The organism is Streptomyces sp. NBC_00691 (assembly GCF_036226665.1).
In the GTDB taxonomy this organism is placed as follows: Bacteria; Actinomycetota; Actinomycetes; order Streptomycetales; family Streptomycetaceae; genus Streptomyces.
Window position 1 is genome coordinate 5794058 of the sequence record NZ_CP109007.1, and the last position, 18351, is coordinate 5812408.

The 18351-nt window shown below is 71.4% G+C and carries 18 protein-coding genes; 7 read left to right on the top strand and 11 right to left on the bottom strand.

The window, feature by feature from the left end; translation table 11 throughout:
• Positions 1–133 precede the first annotated feature (133 nt).
• The 4 genes from OG392_RS26355 to OG392_RS26370 form a co-directional block, all read right to left on the bottom strand.
• Positions 134–1285, bottom strand: coding sequence for a hypothetical protein (locus tag OG392_RS26355; RefSeq protein ID WP_329283543.1), 1152 nt, complete (start codon positions 1283–1285; stop codon positions 134–136).
• Positions 1267–1995: an ABC transporter ATP-binding protein gene (locus OG392_RS26360; protein ID WP_329283545.1), complete on the bottom strand. Its 729-nt coding sequence runs from the start codon at positions 1993–1995 to the stop codon at positions 1267–1269. The genes OG392_RS26355 and OG392_RS26360 overlap by 19 nt, the downstream gene beginning before the upstream one ends.
• Before the next feature lie 215 nt (positions 1996–2210).
• On the bottom strand, positions 2211–3581 hold the full coding sequence (locus OG392_RS26365) for an aspartate aminotransferase family protein (RefSeq protein ID WP_443054883.1): 1371 nt from the start codon (positions 3579–3581) through the stop codon (positions 2211–2213).
• Positions 3582–3583: 2 nt separating this feature from the next.
• A complete protein-coding gene (locus OG392_RS26370; protein ID WP_319320228.1) occupies positions 3584–4090 on the bottom strand; it encodes an Lrp/AsnC family transcriptional regulator in 507 nt (168 codons plus the stop codon).
• 189 nt (positions 4091–4279) lie between these two features.
• Here OG392_RS26370 and OG392_RS26375 point away from each other — a divergent pair, with 189 nt between their 5' ends.
• From OG392_RS26375 to OG392_RS26390, 4 genes are all read left to right on the top strand, one after another.
• Entirely contained in the window at positions 4280–5725 is a 1446-nt protein-coding gene (locus tag OG392_RS26375) for a gamma-aminobutyraldehyde dehydrogenase (RefSeq protein WP_329283549.1), read from the top strand.
• Between the two features lie 143 nt (positions 5726–5868).
• Positions 5869–7035 (top strand): polyamine ABC transporter substrate-binding protein, encoded by a 1167-nt coding sequence (locus OG392_RS26380; protein WP_329287472.1) that lies wholly within the window; start codon positions 5869–5871, stop codon positions 7033–7035.
• An 11-nt stretch (positions 7036–7046) separates the two neighbouring features.
• Entirely contained in the window at positions 7047–7577 is a 531-nt protein-coding gene (locus OG392_RS26385; RefSeq protein ID WP_329283551.1) for an HXXEE domain-containing protein, read from the top strand.
• A 30-nt stretch (positions 7578–7607) separates the two neighbouring features.
• Positions 7608–8147: a hypothetical protein gene (locus tag OG392_RS26390; protein WP_329283553.1), complete on the top strand. Its 540-nt coding sequence runs from the start codon at positions 7608–7610 to the stop codon at positions 8145–8147.
• On the opposite strand, the gene OG392_RS26395 is transcribed toward OG392_RS26390, so the two are convergent.
• The 6 genes from OG392_RS26395 to OG392_RS26420 all read right to left on the bottom strand — a co-directional run bounded on the left by OG392_RS26395 (position 8144) and on the right by OG392_RS26420 (position 13896).
• The gene (locus OG392_RS26395) at positions 8144–9322 is read right to left on the bottom strand and encodes a serine hydrolase domain-containing protein (protein ID WP_329283555.1); all 1179 of its coding nucleotides are present in this window, start codon (positions 9320–9322) and stop codon (positions 8144–8146) included. The genes OG392_RS26390 and OG392_RS26395 overlap by 4 nt on opposite strands.
• Positions 9323–9418: 96 nt before the next feature.
• Positions 9419–10132 carry a response regulator transcription factor gene (locus tag OG392_RS26400; RefSeq protein ID WP_329283557.1) on the bottom strand — a complete coding sequence of 238 codons (714 nt, stop codon included), beginning with the start codon at positions 10130–10132 and terminating at the stop codon, positions 9419–9421.
• On the bottom strand, positions 10129–11301 hold the full coding sequence (locus tag OG392_RS26405; protein ID WP_329283559.1) for a sensor histidine kinase: 1173 nt from the start codon (positions 11299–11301) through the stop codon (positions 10129–10131). The genes OG392_RS26400 and OG392_RS26405 overlap by 4 nt, the downstream gene beginning before the upstream one ends.
• Complete coding sequence (locus tag OG392_RS26410; RefSeq protein ID WP_329283561.1) at positions 11301–12086, bottom strand: SAM-dependent methyltransferase; 786 nt, start codon at positions 12084–12086, stop codon at positions 11301–11303. Before OG392_RS26410 ends, OG392_RS26405 begins: the two co-directional genes overlap by 1 nt.
• Positions 12083–12808 (bottom strand): glycerophosphodiester phosphodiesterase, encoded by a 726-nt coding sequence (locus tag OG392_RS26415; RefSeq protein ID WP_329287473.1) that lies wholly within the window; start codon positions 12806–12808, stop codon positions 12083–12085. Before OG392_RS26415 ends, OG392_RS26410 begins: the two co-directional genes overlap by 4 nt.
• Before the next feature lie 56 nt (positions 12809–12864).
• On the bottom strand, positions 12865–13896 hold the full coding sequence (locus OG392_RS26420) for an adenosine deaminase (RefSeq protein ID WP_329283563.1): 1032 nt from the start codon (positions 13894–13896) through the stop codon (positions 12865–12867).
• A 75-nt stretch (positions 13897–13971) separates the two neighbouring features.
• On the opposite strand from OG392_RS26420, the gene OG392_RS26425 reads away from it, so the two are divergent.
• Positions 13972–14667, top strand: a complete 696-nt coding sequence (locus OG392_RS26425) for a DUF4190 domain-containing protein (RefSeq protein ID WP_329283564.1) — start codon at positions 13972–13974, stop codon at positions 14665–14667.
• A gap of 111 nt (positions 14668–14778) precedes the next feature.
• Here OG392_RS26425 and OG392_RS26430 read toward each other — a convergent pair whose 3' ends face one another.
• Complete coding sequence (locus tag OG392_RS26430) at positions 14779–15330, bottom strand: NADAR family protein (protein ID WP_329283566.1); 552 nt, start codon at positions 15328–15330, stop codon at positions 14779–14781.
• Between the two features lie 175 nt (positions 15331–15505).
• On the opposite strand from OG392_RS26430, the gene OG392_RS26435 reads away from it, so the two are divergent.
• Both OG392_RS26435 and OG392_RS26440 read left to right on the top strand, forming a co-directional pair.
• Entirely contained in the window at positions 15506–17023 is a 1518-nt protein-coding gene (locus OG392_RS26435) for a gamma-aminobutyraldehyde dehydrogenase (protein ID WP_329283567.1), read from the top strand.
• Between the two features lie 73 nt (positions 17024–17096).
• Positions 17097–18344 (top strand): polyamine ABC transporter substrate-binding protein, encoded by a 1248-nt coding sequence (locus OG392_RS26440; protein ID WP_329283569.1) that lies wholly within the window; start codon positions 17097–17099, stop codon positions 18342–18344.
• The last annotated feature ends 7 nt before the right edge of the window (positions 18345–18351 follow it).

Here is an 18351-nt window from a genome sequence, read left to right on the forward strand (position 1 = left end):
TGGCAGCGGTCGCCCGCCCGCCCCGGCCCCGCCGAGCAACGGCAGGGGGAGCCGGCGCGGCCGGCGTCCCCGGGGCGGGCCGGCGCGAGCGCGAGGACCGTGCCGAGGACGGCGAGGACGGCCCGTGGGTGTCTCAGCCGGTCAGCGGCAGCGCCGCCAGCTCCGCGATCGCCCAGGTCAGCGGGAGGAAGACCGCGAGCAGCACGCCGGCGCGCATCAGGGCCGCCGAGCGGAGGACCGTGGGCGGGGCGCCGATGCGGAGAAGCGCCTCGGTGGTGTGGGCGCGGCACTGCTTGGACTCCAGGGCCGCGGTGAGGAGGGTGGCCGTCGTGCAGGCCAGGATGAGGGCCGCGCCCAGGCCGGTGAGCGGGCCGAAGGCGCCGGGGCCGGTGCCCGCGTCGTCCAGGGCCGCCGCAGCGAGCGTTCCGGAGAGCACCGCGCTGACCACACCCAGGGGCCGGCCGATACGGCGGGACTCGTCCATCAGGACCCGGCCCGCGAGCAGCCGGGTGGCGCCCGGCCGGACGGACTGGAGGAGGCGGCCGCAGCCGTGGACCAGGCCGGGGCCCGCCATCGCGAGGCCGATGGCGGTGAGGACCCAGCCGGCCAGGACGCCCGCCGGGTTGCCGTCGAAGCGGCCGGGCAGGGGGAGTCCCTCGCCGGCGCCGCCGCGGCCCGCGTACGTCTCGATCGCCAGGCCGACGGCGACCAGGGCGACGCCCCACGGCAGCCCGGACGGCACCGCCTTCTCCGTGCCCTCCGGTGCGGCGGGCGCGGTGCGCGGCCGCAGGGCGAGGCCCGCCGCCGTGGCCGCGACGACCGGGAGGACCGCGAGCAGGGTGAGCGCGGCGGCGAGCGGGACGGGCTGGTCGGCGGCGAGGAGGTCGGCGGCGGCCCCGTCGAAGGGCAGGCCCGTGATGTCGCCGCGCAGGTGCAGGTAGAAGAGCAGCGCGAGGACGGAGCCGAGCGTGCAGGCGACGGCCGTCGACGCGGCGGCGATCGCGGTGAGACGGGCGGGGCCGAGGCCGATCGCGGAGAGTCCGGGGCGCGGGCGGGTGCTGGGATCGGTGCGGGCCACCGCGACCGCGAACTGCACGGTCGCGGCGAGCGGCAGGACGCACCAGAGCAGCCGCAGCACGGACGCCGAGGACCGCTCCGGGTGCCCGACCGCGTATCCGAGGGTGCAGAGCAGCAGGAAGCCGACCCCCGCCGCCGCGACGGCGACGAGGAGCCGGCGCGTCTGGACGAGGGGGTGGGCCCCGCGGGCTAGACGGAGAGCGAGCACGCCGCGACGCCCTCCGCCCCTGACGCCGGGGGTACGGTGCCGACCCGGCGTCCGTCGAGGAGCGCGACCGTGCGGTCGGCGAGCGCCGCGACCTCGGTGTCGTGGGTGGCGAGGAGCACGGTGATGCCGTGCGAGCGGGCGGCGGCGGTCAGGGTGCGCAGGACCTGGGCGCCGTCGGCCCGGTGCAGGATCGCGGTGGGCTCGTCGGCGAACAGCACCGACGGGGTGGTGACCAGCGCGCGGGCGATGGCGATGCGCTGGCGCTGCGCGTGGGTGAGGGCGTGCGGACGCTTCGCCGCGCAGGCGCCGATGTCGAGGCGCTCCAGCCACTCCCCGGCGGCGGTCTTCGCGGCCCGGTGGGAGGTGCCGCGGAGCAGCAGGGGCAGCGCCACGTTCTCCCAGCCGGTGAGTTCGGGTACGAGGCCGGGCTCGGGGTCGATCCAGCCGAAGCGGTCGCGGCGGAGCCGTTCGCGGTCGGCGGGGCCCAGGGTGTGGACGGGGTTGCTGTTGAACCAGACCTCGCCCTCCTGGGCGACGAGCTGGCCGGAAAGGCACCGCATGAGGGTGGTCTTGCCGCTGCCGCGCGGGCCGACGAGGGCGAGGATCTCGCCCTCGCGGACGCCGAGGGAGACGCCGCTGAGGGCGTCCGAACCGCCCAGGGCGCAGTGCAGTGAACGCGCCCAGAGCACGTCGTTGTCCGGTGGGGCCATCGCGTACACCTCGATGTCGGATCCGATCTGTGTCCCCCGTCCGGGGGAACGAAGGGACGGGCCTGTCGGTCACTGGGCACCGTAAGTATTCGGATCCGTTTGTACGGACAGCACGCGGCCCGGGCCGCCGCCATCCACTCGGATGGCGGCATGCCCGGGCCGGGGTCACGCCGTGAGGGCGGCGTGATGTCGTGTGCCTCGCGGGGCGGGGACCTCTAGAGCTTGGTCCAGGCCTCGGTGAGCACCGAGCGCAGGATGCCTTCGATCTCGTCGAAGGTGCCCTGGTCGGCGATCAGCGGCGGGGCGAGCTGGATGACCGGGTCGCCACGGTCGTCGGCACGGCAGTACAGGCCGTTCTCGAAGAGCGCCTTGGAGAGGAAGCCGTACAGGACGCGCTCGGTCTCCTCGTCCGTGAAGGACTCCTTGGTGACCTTGTCCTTGACGAGCTCGATGCCGTAGAAGAAGCCGTTGCCGCGGACGTCGCCGACGATCGGGAGGTCGTGCAGCTTCTTCAGGGTGTTGAAGAAGTTGCCCTCCTGGTCGAGGACGTGCTGGTTCAGGCCTTCCTTGTCGAAGATGTCGAGGTTGGCGATGGCGACCGCCGACGACACCGGGTGGCCACCGAAGGTGTAGCCGTGGAGGAAGGTGTTGTCGCCCTTGTAGAAGGGCTCCGCGATGCGGTCCGAGACGATGCAGGCGCCGATCGGGGAGTAGCCCGAGGTCATGCCCTTGGCGCAGGTGATCATGTCCGGCACGTAGCCGAACTTGTCACAGGCGAACATCGTGCCGAGGCGGCCGAAGGCGCAGATCGTCTCGTCGGAGACGAGCAGCACGTCGTACTGGTCGCAGATCTCGCGGACGCGCTGGAAGTAGCCGGGCGGCGGCGGGAAGCAGCCGCCGGCGTTCTGCACCGGCTCCAGGAAGACGGCGGCGACGGTGTCGGCGCCCTCGAAGAGGATCTGCTGCTCGATCTGGTCGGCGGCCCAGCGGCCGAAGGCCTCGGGGTCGTCGCCGTGGATCGGGGCGCGGTAGATGTTGGTGTTCGGCACCTTGTGCGCGCCGGGGACCAGCGGCTCGAAGGGGGCCTTGAGGGCCGGCAGACCCGTGATGGACAGGGCGCCCTGCGGGGTGCCGTGGTAGGCGACCGCACGCGAGATGACCTTGTACTTGGTGTGCTTGCCCTGCAGCTTGAAGTACTGCTTGGCGAGCTTCCACGCGGTCTCGACGGCCTCGCCGCCACCGGTGGTGAAGAAGACCTTGTTCAGGTCGCCCGGCGCGTAGTCCGCAAGACGCTCGGCGAGCTCGACGGCCTTGGGGTGCGCGTACGACCACACGGGGAAGAACGCGAGCTCCTGGGCCTGCTTGTACGCGACCTCGGCCAGTTCCTTGCGGCCGTGTCCGGCGTTGACCACGAAGAGACCCGCGAGACCGTCGAGGTAGCGCTTGCCCTTGTCGTCGAAGATGTAGGTGCCCTCACCACGCACGATGGTGGGAACGGGCGAGTTCTCGTACGACGACATGCGGGTGAAGTGCATCCACAGGTGGTCGTAGGCGGACTTTGACATGTCACTTCGGGACTGGGTCACGATTATCGAGTTCCCCACATATAGGTCTGCTTCTTGAGCTTGAGGTAGACGAAGCTCTCGGTGGAGCGCACGCCGGGGAGGGTGCGGATGCGCTTGTTGATCACATCCAGCAGGTGGTCGTCGTCCTCGCAGACGACCTCCACCATCAGGTCGAACGAGCCCGCGGTCATCACCACGTACTCGCATTCGGCCATGGCCGTCAGGGCTTCCGCAACCGGATCAAGGTCACCCTCGACGTTGATGCCGACCATCGCCTGCCGCCGGAAACCCACGGTGAGAGGGTCGGTGACGGCGACGATCTGCATGACGCCCTGATCGAGCAGCTTCTGGACGCGCTGCCGCACGGCGGCCTCGGAGAGGCCCACGGCCTTGCCGATCGCCGCGTAGGGACGGCGACCGTCCTCCTGGAGCTGCTCGATGATCGCCAGGGAGACGGCGTCGATCGTCGGGGACGAACCGGTTCCGGTTCTGGGTTCTGTGCTTCGACTGGCCACGGGTTCACTGTGCACCGAGAATGTCGGTCTTGCAACCCCGGAGCGATGTAATTCGTTGTCGGCGGGCTCAAAACTCACGGAATCCGAAGTTGGAGAGGGTTGGGCCTGTTGAAAGCGTCAGCCGAGCGACTAGGCTGAGGTGTCTCGCCCATCGGGACAGCGCACAAGGACGTGCGACGACAGAACGTGACAGGAGGGGTGGCAGTGACCACCGAGCTGCGCCGGCTGCGTAACTACATCAACGGGGAGTTCCGCGACGCGGCCGACGGCCGCACCATCGAGGTGGTCAACCCGGCCACCGGCGAGGTGTACGCCACCTCCCCGCTCTCCGGCCAGGCAGACGTCGACGCCGCGATGGAGGCCGCCGCGGCCGCCTTCCCCGCCTGGCGCGACAGCACCCCGGCCGAGCGCCAGAGGGCGCTCCTCAAGATCGCCGACGCCTTCGAGGAGCGCGCCAACGACCTGATCGCCGCCGAGGTCCAGAACACCGGAAAGCCCGTCGCCCTCACGGCGAGCGAAGAGATCCCGCCGATGGTGGACCAGATCCGCTTCTTCGCCGGTGCCGCCCGGATGCTCGAGGGCCGTTCGGCCGGCGAGTACATGGAGGGCATGACCTCCATCGTCCGCCGGGAGCCCGTGGGCGTCTGCGCCCAGGTCGCGCCCTGGAACTACCCGATGATGATGGCCGTGTGGAAGTTCGCCCCGGCGCTCGCCGCGGGCAACACCGTCGTCCTCAAGCCCTCGGACACGACCCCCGCGTCGACCGTCCTCATGGCGGAGATCATCGGCCAGATCCTCCCCAAGGGCGTCTTCAACGTCGTCTGCGGCGACCGTGAGACGGGCAAGGCGATGGTCGAGCACCCGACCCCCGCCATGGCCTCCATCACCGGCTCCGTACGCGCCGGCATGCAGGTCGCCGAGTCGGCGGCCAAGGACGTCAAGCGCGTCCACCTGGAGCTGGGCGGCAAGGCCCCGGTCGTCGTCTTCGAAGACCTCGACAGCGCGGCCATCGACAAGGCCGCCGAGGACATCTCCGTCGCCGGCTTCTTCAACGCCGGCCAGGACTGCACGGCCGCCACCCGCGTCCTCGTGCACGAGTCCATCCACGACGAGTTCGTCGCCGCGCTCGCCAAGGCCGCCTCGGGGACCAAGACCGGTCAGCCGGACGACGAGGACGTGCTCTACGGCCCGCTCAACAACGCCAACCAGCTGAAGCAGGTCACCGGCTTCATCGACCGCCTCCCGGCGCACGCCAAGGTCCAGGCCGGCGGCCACCGGGTCGGCGACAAGGGCTACTTCTACGCCCCGACCGTCGTCTCCGGCCTCAAGCAGGACGACGAGATCATCCAGAACGAGGTCTTCGGCCCCGTCATCACCGTCCAGTCCTTCACGGACGAGGCGCAGGCCCTGGAGTACGCGAACGGCGTCGAGTACGCCCTCGCCTCCTCCGTCTGGACCAAGGACCACGCGCGCGCGATGCGCATGTCCAAGTCCCTCGACTTCGGCTGCGTGTGGATCAACACCCACATCCCGCTGGTCGCCGAGATGCCCCACGGCGGCTTCAAGAAGTCCGGCTACGGCAAGGACCTCTCCGGCTACGGCTTCGAGGACTACACGCGCATCAAGCACGTGATGACCTCCCTGGGCTGAACCCCCGCCTGAACGCCACGCGGCCCCGGCACCCCGGTCGACAGGGTGTCGGGGCCGCGCCGCGCCGCTCGACGGAGCGTCCATTGCCCCGGCCGGTGGCCTGCCGCGATGCTGCACGGGTGAGAGCGACAGCCAGGAACAACATCTCCCGCCGGTCCCTGCTGCACGGCATCGGCGGTGCCGGGGCCGCGAGCCTCCTCGCCGCAGGATGCGGGGTCCCCGCCGCCTACGTCGACGAGAGCGACCGGGCCGGCCGCGACCTCTCCGCCCGGGACCGGACGCTCGACTTCGCCAACTGGCCGCTCTACATCGACACCGATGACGAGGACGCCAGGAGGCGTCCGACCCTCGACGCGTTCAGGAAGCGCACCGGGATCGCCGTCCGGTACACCGAGGAGATCAACGACAACGACGAGTTCTTCGGCAAGATCAGCCCGTCCCTGATGAACCACCAGGAGACCGGCCGCGATCTGATCGTCGTCAGCGACTGGATGGCCGCGCGCTTCGTCCGCCTCGGCTGGGCCCAGGAGATGAACCGCGCCACCCAGCCGAACGTCACCGCGCACCTCGACCCGCAGCTCCGCACGCCCGCCTTCGACCCGGGCCGGCTGCACACCGTCCCCTGGCAGTCCGGGATCACCGGCATCGCGTACAACCGCAGGAAGCTCGGCCGGGAACTCCGCTCCACCAAGGAGCTGTGGGCCGACGACCTGCGCGGCAAGGTCACCCTGCTGTCCGGGCTCGACGAGTCCTTCGCGCTGCTCATGATGGGCCGGGGCGTCGACGTCACCCGGTGGACCGGCGACGACTTCCAGGCCCTGTGCGAGCAGATCGAGGGCCTCGTGAAGAAGCGGCACATCCGCCGCTTCACCGGCAACGACTACATCAAGGACCTGTCGACCGGCGACGTGCTGGCCTGCCAGGCCTACTCGGGCGACGTCATCCAGCTGCAGGCCGACAACCCGGACATCGAGTTCGTCGTCCCCGAGGAGGGCGCCGAACTGTGGGCCGAGTCCCTCATGATCCCCAACCTCGCGCACCACAAGACCAACGCCGAGAAGCTCGTCGACTACTACTACGAGCCCGAGGTCGCCGCCGAACTCGCCGCCTGGGTCAACTACGTCTGCCCGGTGCCGGCCGCCCAGAAGGTCCTCGCGGACTCCGGCGACGAGGAGCTCGTGGCGCTCGCGGAGGATCCGCTGATCTTCCCGGACGCGGACATGCGGGGCCGGCTCGCGATCGCCCGGGACATCACCGCGCAGGAGCGGCAGGACTTCACGAAGCGTTGGAACGCGATCGTCGGTCTGTGAGTTGGGGGGACGTGACCCCATCTCGCTCGAACTCGCTCGCCACCTACGGACTCTTCCTCGCCTGGGCCGTCCACGACGCCGAGGAGCTGGCCCTCGGACCCCGCTGGCTCCGGGAGAACCTCCCGATGCTCCGCGAGCGGTACCCCGCTGTCCCGGAGGCGGTCTGGAAGGCCGCCGAGTCCGTCGACGAGCGTGAATTCGCCCTCGCCGTCGGGGTGATGGCGACCGCCGTCGGCGCCGCCGGCGTCGCCGGGGCCCGCACCGGCGGTCGATCCGCCTTCTATCAGGGGGCGTTGAACGGCTTCGGCCTGCACGGCCTCGTCCATCTCGCGCAGGCCGCCGCCGTACGGCGAGTGACGCCCGGCTCCGTCACCTCGCCGCTCGTGGTCATCCCGTTCACCCTCTGGGCGCGCGGCCGGCTGCGCCGTGCGGGCGTGCTCCGCCCGGCCGGACTCCGGGGGACGGTCACCGGCCTGGGGGTGGCGGCGGCCGCCACCGTCGTCTCGCACGCGGTGGCACGCCGACTGGCCCCCTGTTTCTGAACGCGTTCAAGAACGGCGTACGCTGTCCTCATGAGCGACTCGAACGGGCCGAGAGCCCTTCTCACGCGCATCCGCGTCTGGCTGATCGTCTTCGTCGTCTGCCTGGTCCTGAGCGGGATCACCGCGTTCCCGCTCGTCACCGAACTCCGGCTCCTCGACTCCTCGCTCGACGGGTGGGCGGCCCCCGTGGCCGACCTGATCCCGGGGCTCGCCGAATGGATCGACCGGGTGCGGGGCGGCCTGGAGACCGCCGACGCGCAGGCCCCGTACCTGCTCTACGGCACCGACTGGCTCGCCTTCGCCCACCTCGTCATCGCGGTCGCCTTCTACGGCGTCCACCGTGACCCCGTCCGCAACATCTGGGTCGTCGAGTTCGGCATGATCGCCTGCGTCGGCATCATCCCGCTGGCCCTGATCTGCGGACCCGTCCGGGGCATCCCCTTCTGGTGGTCGGTCGTCGACATGTCCTTCGGCGTCATCGGGATCCTGCCGCTGCTCCACGTCCGCCGGCTGATCAAGCGGCTCGAAGCCCTCACGGCACCGGAGCCCGTGCCGGCCGGCGTCCGCTAGTCCGGCAGGCCGTATGCCGAGACCATCACGTTCAGGGCGGTCGGGTTCATGTCCTGGCCCTTCGCGTCGGTGGAGTTGACGCTGTAGACGAGGGTGCGCGCGCCGTCGCGGGTGGAGGCGATGGCCGTGTTGTACCCCCAGCGGCCGCCGGTCTTGCCCCAGACCTCGCGGCCGCCGAGCCGCTTCATCGACAGGCCCGCGGAGTACGCGGCCGGGTCGCCGGACGACAGGTCCGCGACCCTCGGCAGGGTGAACATCTCCTCCAGGAGCGGCCCGCGCACCACCCGGCCCGCGAACAGCGCCTTCGTGAACCGCTCCAGGTCGGCCGTGGTCGAGATCAGGTCACCGGCCGCCCAGCCGTCCGTCACCCCCCACACCGAGACGTCCCGCGGACCGGTCGTCCCGTCGTCGAGCCGCATGGTCTGGTAGCCGTGGTTGTACGGGCCGGCGATCCCGGCGGCCTCACCGGGGAGATACGTGTCCCGCAGCCCCAGCGGGCGCAGGATCCGCCGTTCCACCTGGTGCTCGTAGGAGTCGCCCGTCACCCGCTCCACGATCAGACCGGCGATCGTGTAGCCGATGTTGAGGTAGTGCTGCCTCGTGCCGGGCCGGAACTCGCGCGGCTTCGCCGTCGCCGAGCGGACCATGGCCTCCGGGCTGTGGACGTCGAAGCGGTGGGCGTACCACTCCTCCACCGTGTCGCCGACGGCGAGATCGGCCGGCGGGATGCCGTGGGTGTGGTTCAGGAGCTGGCGCACGGTCACCGTGGCGTACCGGGCGGGGATCAGCTCCGGCAGGTACGAGCGGGCCGTGCGGTCCAGGTCGATCCGGCGCTCGGACGCCAGCTGGAGGACTGCCGCCGCTGTGAAGACCTTCGTCACCGAGCCGGCCCGGAAGCGGGCGGCCGGATCCGCCGGGGCGCCGGACGTCAGGTCGTGGACGCCCGAACTGCCCTGCCAGGAACCCTCGGTGCCGCCGACCCTGACGAGCGCGGCCGTGGCGTCGGCCCGGGGGAGCCCGGCGATCGCCGCGCTCAGGTCGGGGTTCGCGGGCCGGGTGGCAGACGCGGCCGACGGGGCCGCCCGGGGCGTCGCGAAGGCCGGGGTCAGGGCCGGGCCCGTCGCGATCCCCAGGACCAGGGCGGCGGCGAGCAGGGTGCGGGTGGACGATCTCATGGTCAACTCCGTTGGTGTGAGCCGTTGTTCTCGATGGCTCCATCCTGCTGACCTGCGGCGATCGGCGGATCGCCCGCACCGGCGGTCTTCCGCCGGTCAGTTCCTCGCCGACACGGGGGAGGGGCCGGGCCCCTCGCCTCCCCCTGGCGGGGGAGAGCCCGCCGCGACCAGGCCCGTCTCGTACGCGCAGATCACGGCCTGGATCCGGTCCCGCAGGCCGAGCTTGGCGAGCACGTTCCCCACGTGGGTCTTCACCGTGTGGTCGCTGACCACCAGTTCGGCCGCGATCTCCGCGTTGGAGAGCCCGCGCGCGAGCAGCAGCAGCGTCTCCCGTTCCCGGACCGTCAGTACGCCCAGCCGCGGGTCGGGGGAGGTCCTGCGCGGGCCGCCCGCGGTGTACTGCTCCACCAGACGACGGGCCACGGACGGCGCGAGCAGCGAGTCGCCCGCCGCCACCACCCGTACCGCGTGCACCAGATCGTCACGGCGTACGTCCTTGAGGAGGAAGCCGCTCGCGCCCGCGTGCAGCGCCTCGTACACATACGCGTCGGTGTCGAAGGTCGTCAGGATCACCGTCCGGCAGCCGGTGTGCGCGCTGATCTCCCGGCAGGCCTCGATGCCGTCGGTACCGGGCATCCGGATGTCGAGCAGCGCCACGTCCGGGGCGTGCCGGCGCACCGCCTCGACGGCCTCGGCGCCGTCCCCGGCCTCGGCCACCACCTCGATGTCCGGCTGTGCGTCGAGGATCATCGCGAAGCCGCTGCGGACCAGTTCCTGGTCGTCCGCGACCACCACCCGGATCGTCGTCATCTCCCCACCTCCGCCGTGGAGGGTACGGGGAGCAGGGCCCGCACCTCGAACCCCCGGCCGCCCGGCCCCGGGCCGGCCGTCGCCGTTCCGCCGTGCGCGGCGGCCCGCTCCCGGATCCCGGTGAGGCCGTGACCGCCGGAACCGGCTCCGGCCCTGTCGCCGCCGGGGCCCCGTCCGTCGTCCGTGACCGTGACCCGCAGGACGCCGTCGGCGTGGGCGAGCCGGACGTCGGCCCGGCGGGCGCCCGCGTGCTTGACGACGTTGGTCAGGGCCTCCTGCACGATTCGGTAGGCGCTCGCGCCGGTCGCGGCCGGCAGGGCCCGCACCCCGCCCTCCGTCGTGTACTCCACCAGCAGTCCGCCCGACCCCACCCGCTCCACCAGCGCGGGGATCCCGGAGATGTCCGGCTGCGGCTCCCGGGGCGGCGCGCCCTCGGAGCCCTCCCGCAGCAGGCCCAGCATCTGCCGCAGCTGAGTCATCGCCTCGCGGCCCGTGTCCGAGATCGCCTCGAACGCGGCCTCCGCGCGCTCCGGTGCCGTCCGTACCGCGACCGGACCCGCCTCGGCCTGCACGATCATCAGGCTCACCGCGTGCGACAGGATGTCGTGCATCTCCCGCGCGATCCGGGCCCGTTCCCGCGCGGCGGCCCGTTCGGCCTCGATCAGGTGGCCCCGCTGGCGGGCGTCCTGCAGCCGGCCGAAGACATAGGCGGCCGCGAACACGAAGAGGGAGAAGGTCAGTTCACGGGCCGACCGGGTGTTGAGCCAGACCGAGGCCGGCACCGCGACCACCAGGAGCCCTGCCGTCGTGAGCCGCTTCCAGGGCGGCGAGAGCAGCGCGATCGTGTAGACGATCACGAGCCCGGTGTACGGCAGCGGCTGGCCCGGCCCCTCCAGGGCCAGGATGTACAGGGTGCTCGTCGCCAGGATCGCGAGGAGTGCGGCGACGGGCGCCCGCCGCCGCCAGACGAGCGGGACCACCGTGAGCGTCGTCAGCCCGTACGCGGGCCAGGTCGCCGGTTCGAGCTCCGGACCGCGCGGCACCACGAACGGCATCGTCATCGCCGCCTGGACCAGCAGCGCGATCCCGAGGTCCACCGCCCACGGGTTGGCGCCGCTCCAGCTCCGCGCCCGCTCCCACCGGACGCGGGCCTCCCCCCGTACGCTCATTACGGCTTGCGGCCCACCGCGCCGAACTGCGCCACCACGGGGGCGTCTTGGTCCGTCGCGCGCCAGCGCGAGCAGGAGAGGATGCCCGGCTCCAGCAGGTCGAGCCCGTCGAAGAAGGAGGCGAACTCGGCGCGGCTGCGGGCGGTGATCGGCGGGGTCGCGTTCTCGTTCCAGAAGGCCATGGCCGCCTTGTTGCCCTCGCCGCCGAGCTCCGGCTCCAGGGTGGGGTGGGTGAGGACCAGGTGGCTGCCGGAGGGGACGGCGTCCATCAGGGTGCGGACGATCGACCGGGCCTCGGCGGTGTCGAGCACGAAGTTGAGGATGCCGAGCATCATCACGGCGACCGGCCGGGACAGGTCGAGCGTCGCGCCGGCCGCGGCCAGGATCTTCTCCGGGTCGTGGGCGTCGGCGTCCACGTACTCGGTGACGCCCTCCGGCGCGCTGGTCAGCAGCGCGCGGGCGTGGGTGAGGACGATCGGGTCGTTGTCGACGTAGACGATCCGGGCGTCGGGCGCGGACCGCTGGGCGACCTCATGGGTGTTGTCGGCGGTCGGCAGACCCGTACCGATGTCGAGGAACTGGCGTACTCCGGCGTCCTCGGCGAGGAAGGTGACGGCCCGGCCGAGGAACGCCCGGTCCGCGCGGGCCACTTCGCCGATGCTCGGGTAGAAGCCGGTGACCTGGTCGCCGACCGCGCGGTCGACGGGGTAGTTGTCCTTGCCGCCCAGCCAGTAGTTCCACACCCGGGCGTTGTGGGCGATGTCGGTCCGGATCCGGTCGTTCATCCCTGAGCCTTTCGCAGGACGGCGGCGAGTGCGTCGACCCGGTTCGTGGTGATCGAGTCGACCCCGTTCTTGATCAGCTTACGCATGGTGCGGTGCGTGTCCGCCGTCCAGGCCGAGACGAGCAGACCGTCCCGATGCACCCGGTCGGTCAGGGCCCGACTGACCAGTCCGAAGCGGTAATTGAGCCAGCGGGGCCGGACCACGTCCAGCAGGACCGGGCGGGGCGGGGCGAGCGAGGTCCAGGTGAGGGCGATCTCGGCGGCCGGGTCGGCGGCGCGCACCTGGAGCATGGCGACGGCCCCCGCGCAGTAGTAGACGCGCTCCCCGGCGCCGCACTCGCGGACCGTACGGACGATGGCGCGGACCGAGTTCTCGTCGCCACCGGGCAGGTCCAGCATGAGCCGCTTCTCCCCGGCGGTGAGCAGCGCCTCGCGCAGGGTCGGGACCCCTTCGTACGTCAGCTCGCGGAGCTGCTCGTAGGAGAGCGCGGAGAGCGGGCGGTCGTGGCCCCACAGGCGCTTCAGGGTGTCGTCGTGGAGGAGGACGGGCACGCCGTCCTTCGTCAGCCGGACGTCGACCTCGACCGCGTCCGCCCCCCGCTCGATCGCCGAGGCGATCGAGCCGAGGGTGTTCTCGCGGACGCGGTACGGGTCGCCGCGATGGCCCACGACGGTGACGGAGGCGGTGGCCTCGGCGGCTTTCACGACGGCGGTCGGGTCCATGGAGGTGTCGGAGTCCATGGGCCCATTCTCGCCGTCGGGGGCGTGCGGGCCAGTCGTCAGCGCGCGAGCCAGGTGTCGGTGTACGTGTCGATCTCGGCGGCGATCCTGGCCTTCCCGGCCGGGTCGAGGAACGAGGCCTCCACCGCGTTCTTGGCGAGGGCGGCGACACCGCGCTCGTCGAGGCCGAGGAGGCGGGCGGCGACCGCGTACTCGTTGTTGAGGTCGGTGCCGAACATCGGCGGGTCGTCGCTGTTGATCGTGACGAGGACGCCGGCGTCCACCATCTGCCGGATCGGGTGCTCGTCGAGGGTGGCGACGGCGCGCGTGGCGATGTTCGAGGTCGGGCAGACCTCCAGGGCGATGCGGTGCTCGGCCAGGTGGGCGAGGAGCGCGGGGTCCTGGACCGAGCTGGTGCCGTGGCCGATGCGCTCGGCGCCCAGGTCGTTGATCGCGTCCCAGATCGTCTGCGGGCCGGTCGTCTCGCCCGCGTGCGGGACGGAGTGCAGGCCGGCGGCCCGCGCCCGGTCGAAGAACGGCTTGAACTGCGGGCGCGGCACGCCGATCTCGGGGCCGCCCAGACCGAAGGAGACCAGGCCCTCGGGGCGCAGCCCGTCGGTGGTGGCGAGACGGGCGGTCTCCTCGGCGGAGGCCAGGCCGGCCTCGCCCGGGATGTCGAAGCACCAGCGCAGGATGGTGCCGAACTCGGCCTCGGCCGCCTTGCGGGCGTCCTCGATGGCGGCCATGAAGGCCCGTTCGTCGATGCCCCGGCGGGTGGAGGAGTAGGGGGTGATGGTCAGCTCGGCGTACCGGATGTTCTGCCGGGCCATGTCGCGGGCGACCTCGAAGGTCAGCAGCCGGACGTCCTCGGGGGTGCGGACCAGGTCGACGACCGAGAGGTAGACGTCGATGAAGTGCGCGAAGTCGGTGAAAGTGAAGTAGTCGGTCAGCGCCTCCGGGTCCGTGGGGACCTTGGAGTCGGGGTGCCGGGCGGCGAGCTCGGCGACGATCCGGGGCGAGGCGGAGCCGACGTGGTGGACGTGCAGCTCTGCCTTGGGCAGGCCCGCGATGAAGGGATGGAGGTCGGTCATCCCGTCATCGTAGGCCGGACGGTTACCGCTCACGGGTGAGGCCGTAGCATGGCGGGACCATGATGGGGGAGGCCCATGTCTGACAACCAAGACCAGTCGCGGGGCGGGTACGACCCGACGGACCCGTGGGCTCCGCCGAACCGCGACGGGGTGGAACTGAGCAAGCCGACGACTCCGTCGCCGTCGCCGGTGCACGACCAGCAGACCGTCACGTCCGTGCCGCTGGCGCAGCCCGGCCCTCAGGACGTGCCGCCGCCACCGGTCGCACCCGGCGGGCCCGCGGCCACGCCCGGGGCGTACGGCTACCCGGCGGCGGACACGTCCGGCGGGTACGGGTACCCGTCGGCGGTGACCCCGCAGCCCGCCCCGGCGAGTTCCGGGTACGGCTATCCCGGCTACTCCGCGCCCGGCGGCTACCCCGGCCAGGCCGGCTGGCAGCAGCCCCCGTCCAACGGCATGGGGACGGCCTCGATGGTGCTCGGCATCATCGCGGTGGCGGGCTTCTGCCTGTACGGCCTGGGCACGATCCTCGGCATCCTGGCGCTGATCTTCGGCATCATCGGCATCAAGAAGTGCGGCCGGGGCGAGGCGACCAACCGGGGCATGGCCATCGCCGGCATCGTGCTCGGCGCCATCGGCACCCTGGTCAGCGCCGTCTTCCTGGGCTTCGTGCTCTGGGCGGTCAGCCAGGACTCGTCGTCCTTCGAAGACTCCGGCTACGACGACGACCCGTTCGCGTCGAGCCTGGTGGTCGAGAGCGGCGGTCGCTGAGCGACCTCGCGGTCACTCCGGGCGATCCCCGGGTCGTACCGGGCGATCCCGATGCCGGAGGGCCCCGCACCTCGTGGAGGTGCGGGGCCCTCCGGCGTCCCCCGGCGCTTCTCAGGCGCCCTGGCGCAGTCGCTCCCGTGCCTCCATCAGGGCGAAGCCCAGGAGGTTGTCGCCGCGCCACTTCGCCGGATCGTGGGCGCGGGGGTCGTCGGCCGCCAGGCCGATGCCCCAGACGCGGTCCACGGGGCTCGCCTCCACCAGGACCCGGCTGCCGGTGGAGAGGAGATAGGCGCGCAGGGACTCGTCCGAGGAGAACTTGTGGACGCTGCCCTCGACGACGATCCCGAGTCGCTCCCGCGCCCACACCGTCTCGTCGAAGCCCCGGACGAGCCGGCCCGCCTTCTTGGCCTCGGCCGGGGTACGGGCGGCCAGCGCGGCCCGCTCCGCCTCGGCGTCCTGGAAGAGCCGGGCCTTGCCCGCCATCATCCAGTGCTCGGCGGTCGCGTACGGCACGCCGTCGACCACGAAGGGGGAGGGCCACCATTGGCTGAGACAGCTCGCCGAAAGGCGACCGTCCGGATGCGGACGGTGACCCCAGAAGTGCAGCCACCTCACCCGGTCACCCCTGTTGACCTGCTCTGTCAGAGACTCCAGCGCGCTCATGCACGCGAGTGTGGCATCCGCCACGGACACTTAGTACGGAGATATTCCGGCCGTCTCGACACATGGTCGACCGATTCCGTCGCGTAACCAAAAGGCAACAACGGAATCCCTTGTTGGGCCATCGTCCCTCTGTCAGGATCGGCACTCAATTCGAGCTGGAACAACGGAGAGCGTCATGGGCAACCGCTTCCAGGTGACGGACCGCTTCGCGGACGGCGCACAGTACATCGGCGGGCGGCTCCGTGCCGGAACCTCCGGTCAGGAACACAGCGTGATCGATCCGGCGACCGGGGAGAGCGTGTACACCTACACGCTCGCCTCCACCGCCGACGTCGACGAGGCCGTCTCCGCCGCCAAGGCCGCCTTCCCCGGCTGGGCCGGCGCCACCCCGGGCGAGCGCTCCGACGCGCTCCACCGCTTCGCCGGCGTCCTCGCCGAGTGGGCCGAGGACTTCGCGAGGGTCGAGTCCCTCCAGTGCGGCAAGCCGCTCAAGCTCACCACCGAGTTCGACGTGCCCGGCACCGTCGACAACACCGCCTTCTTCGCGGGGGCCGCCCGCCACCTCCAGGGCCAGTCCGCCGCCGAGTACAGCGGCGACCACACCTCGTACATCCGCCGCGAACCCCTCGGTGTCGTCGGCTCCATCGCCCCCTGGAACTACCCGCTCCAGATGGCCGCCTGGAAGATCCTCCCGGCCATCGCCGCCGGCAACACGATCGTCCTCAAGCCGGCCGAGCTCACCCCGCTGACCTCCCTGATGTTCGCGCAGGCGGCGAAGGAGGCAGGCATCCCCGACGGTGTGGTCAACATCGTCAACGGCGCCGGGAAGACCGTCGGCGAACACCTCGTCGGCCACCCCGACGTCGTCATGACCTCCTTCACCGGATCCACCCCGGTGGGCAAGCGGGTCGCCGAGATCGCCACCGCCACCGTGAAGCGCCTCCACCTCGAACTCGGCGGCAAGGCCCCCTTCGTGGTCTTCGACGACGCCGACCTGGAGGCCGCCGCCCACGGCGCCGTCGCCGCCTCCCTCATCAACAGCGGCCAGGACTGCACCGCCGCCACGCGCGCGTACGTCCAGCGTCCGCTCTTCGACGCGTTCGTCGCCCGCGTCGCCGAACTGATGGAGACCGTCCGGGTCGGTGACCCCTTCGACCCGGCCACCGACCTCGGTCCGCTGGTCAGTCACCGCCACCGCGACAGCGTCGCCGCCTTCGTGGAGCGCGCCCGCGGCTACGCCACCGTCGTCACCGGCGGCGAAGCCCCTGGCGGAGACCTCAAGGACGGTGCGTACTATCGTCCGACCCTGATCACCGGCGCCGCGCAGGACAGCGAGGTCGTGCAGTCGGAGATCTTCGGCCCGGTCCTGGTGGCCCTGCCCTTCGACAGCGACGACGAGGGCATCCGGCTCGCCAACGACACCCCGTACGGACTGGCCGCCTCGGCCTGGAGCCGGGACGTCTACCGGGCCAACCGCGCCACCCGGGAGATCAAGGCCGGCTGCGTCTGGGTCAACGACCACATCCCGATCATCAGCGAGATGCCCCACGGCGGCACCAAGGCATCGGGCTACGGGAAGGACATGTCGGCGTACTCCTTCGAGGAGTACACGCAGGTCAAGCACGTGATGTTCGACAACACGGCGGTGGCGGCGAAGGACTGGCACCGCACGATCTTCGGGGACCGTCCGTAACCGATCCGCGGCTACCACCGCGTGGCCTCCGCCGCCCGACCAGCGGCGCAACCATCCCGAAAGGGCACAGCGCATGGAGCAGTACGAGCCCGACAGCCTCTCCGCCGCGCAGACGGCCGCGATACGTCGCAGCCTGACGAGCGGCCGGGGCGCCCTCACCCGTCGTTCGATGCTGCGCGCGGGCGGTGTCGGCGCGCTCACCGTGGGAGGCCTCGCGTCGCTGAGCGCCTGCGGCATCCCGCCGGCCAAGCGGGAGGGCCAGGGGCCCGCCTCCACGGACGTGTCGGCCAAGGAGAAGACCCTCGCCTTCTCCAACTGGACCGAGTACATGGACGTCAGTGAGGACGAGAAGTCCCGTCCGACCCTGGAGGCGTTCGCGAAGCGCACCGGGATCAAGGTCAAGTACACCGAGGACATCAACGACAACGTCGAGTTCTTCGGCAAGATCAAGCCGCAGCTCGCGGCCGGCCAGGACACCGGCCGCGACCTGATCTGCGTCACCGACTGGCTCGCCGCGCGGATGATCCGGCTCGGCTGGGTCCAGAGGCTCGACTCCTCGAACCTCCCCCATGCCTACGCGAACCTCTCCGCCCAGTTCCGCAGCCCCGACTGGGACCCGGGCCGCGCCTACTCGTACCCGTGGACCGGCATCTCCACGGTCATCGCGTACAACGCCAAGGCGACGGGCGGCAAGAAGGTCGACTCGGTCACCCAGCTCCTCGACGACCCCTCGCTCAAGGGCCGGGTCGGCTTCCTCACCGAGATGCGGGACTCCGTCGGCATGACGCTGCTCGACCTCGGCAAGGACCCGGGCCGCTTCACCGACGCCGACTACGACGCGGCGATCGGGCGCCTCCAGAAGGGCGTCGACAAGAAGCAGATCCGCCGCTTCACCGGCAACGACTACACCTCCGACCTGGACAAGGGCGACATCGCCGCCTGCCTCGCCTGGGCCGGCGACATCATCCAGCTCCAGGCGGACAACCCGGACATCAAGTTCTCCATCCCGTCCGCCGGTTACATCACCTCCAGCGACAACCTGCTCGTCCCCGCCCAGGCCCGGCACAAGACCAACGCCGAGAAGTTCATCGACTACTACTACGAGCTTCCCGTCGCCGCCCAGCTCGCCGCGTACATCAACTACGTGTGCCCCGTCGACGGGGTGAAGGACGAGCTCGCCAAGATCGACCCCGAACTCGCGAACAACACGCTGATCCTCCCGGACAAGGCCATGGCCAAGAAGTCGCACGCCTTCCGCTCGCTCACCAGCGCGGAGGAGACGGCGTACGAGGAGAAGTTCGCCAAGCTCATCGGCGCCTGAGGCCCCG

Excerpts from the sequence above, each read along its gene's own strand:
- OG392_RS26360 (WP_329283545.1), bottom strand. The coding sequence starts at position 1,995 with ATGGCCCCACCGGACAACGACGTGCTCTGGGCGCGTTCACTGCACTGC.
- OG392_RS26410 (WP_329283561.1), bottom strand. The coding sequence starts at position 12,086 with ATGAACGACCGGATCCGGACCGACATCGCCCACAACGCCCGGGTGTGG.
- OG392_RS26435 (WP_329283567.1), top strand. The coding sequence starts at position 15,506 with ATGGGCAACCGCTTCCAGGTGACGGACCGCTTCGCGGACGGCGCACAG.
- OG392_RS26390 (WP_329283553.1), top strand. The coding sequence starts at position 7,608 with ATGAGCGACTCGAACGGGCCGAGAGCCCTTCTCACGCGCATCCGCGTC.
- OG392_RS26400 (WP_329283557.1), bottom strand. The coding sequence starts at position 10,132 with ATGACGACGATCCGGGTGGTGGTCGCGGACGACCAGGAACTGGTCCGC.
- OG392_RS26420 (WP_329283563.1), bottom strand. The coding sequence starts at position 13,896 with ATGACCGACCTCCATCCCTTCATCGCGGGCCTGCCCAAGGCAGAGCTG.
- OG392_RS26405 (WP_329283559.1), bottom strand. The coding sequence starts at position 11,301 with ATGAGCGTACGGGGGGAGGCCCGCGTCCGGTGGGAGCGGGCGCGGAGC.
- OG392_RS26415 (WP_329287473.1), bottom strand. The coding sequence starts at position 12,808 with ATGGACCCGACCGCCGTCGTGAAAGCCGCCGAGGCCACCGCCTCCGTC.
- OG392_RS26395 (WP_329283555.1), bottom strand. The coding sequence starts at position 9,322 with ATGAGATCGTCCACCCGCACCCTGCTCGCCGCCGCCCTGGTCCTGGGG.
- OG392_RS26425 (WP_329283564.1), top strand. The coding sequence starts at position 13,972 with ATGTCTGACAACCAAGACCAGTCGCGGGGCGGGTACGACCCGACGGAC.
- OG392_RS26430 (WP_329283566.1), bottom strand. The coding sequence starts at position 15,330 with ATGAGCGCGCTGGAGTCTCTGACAGAGCAGGTCAACAGGGGTGACCGG.
- OG392_RS26440 (WP_329283569.1), top strand. The coding sequence starts at position 17,097 with ATGGAGCAGTACGAGCCCGACAGCCTCTCCGCCGCGCAGACGGCCGCG.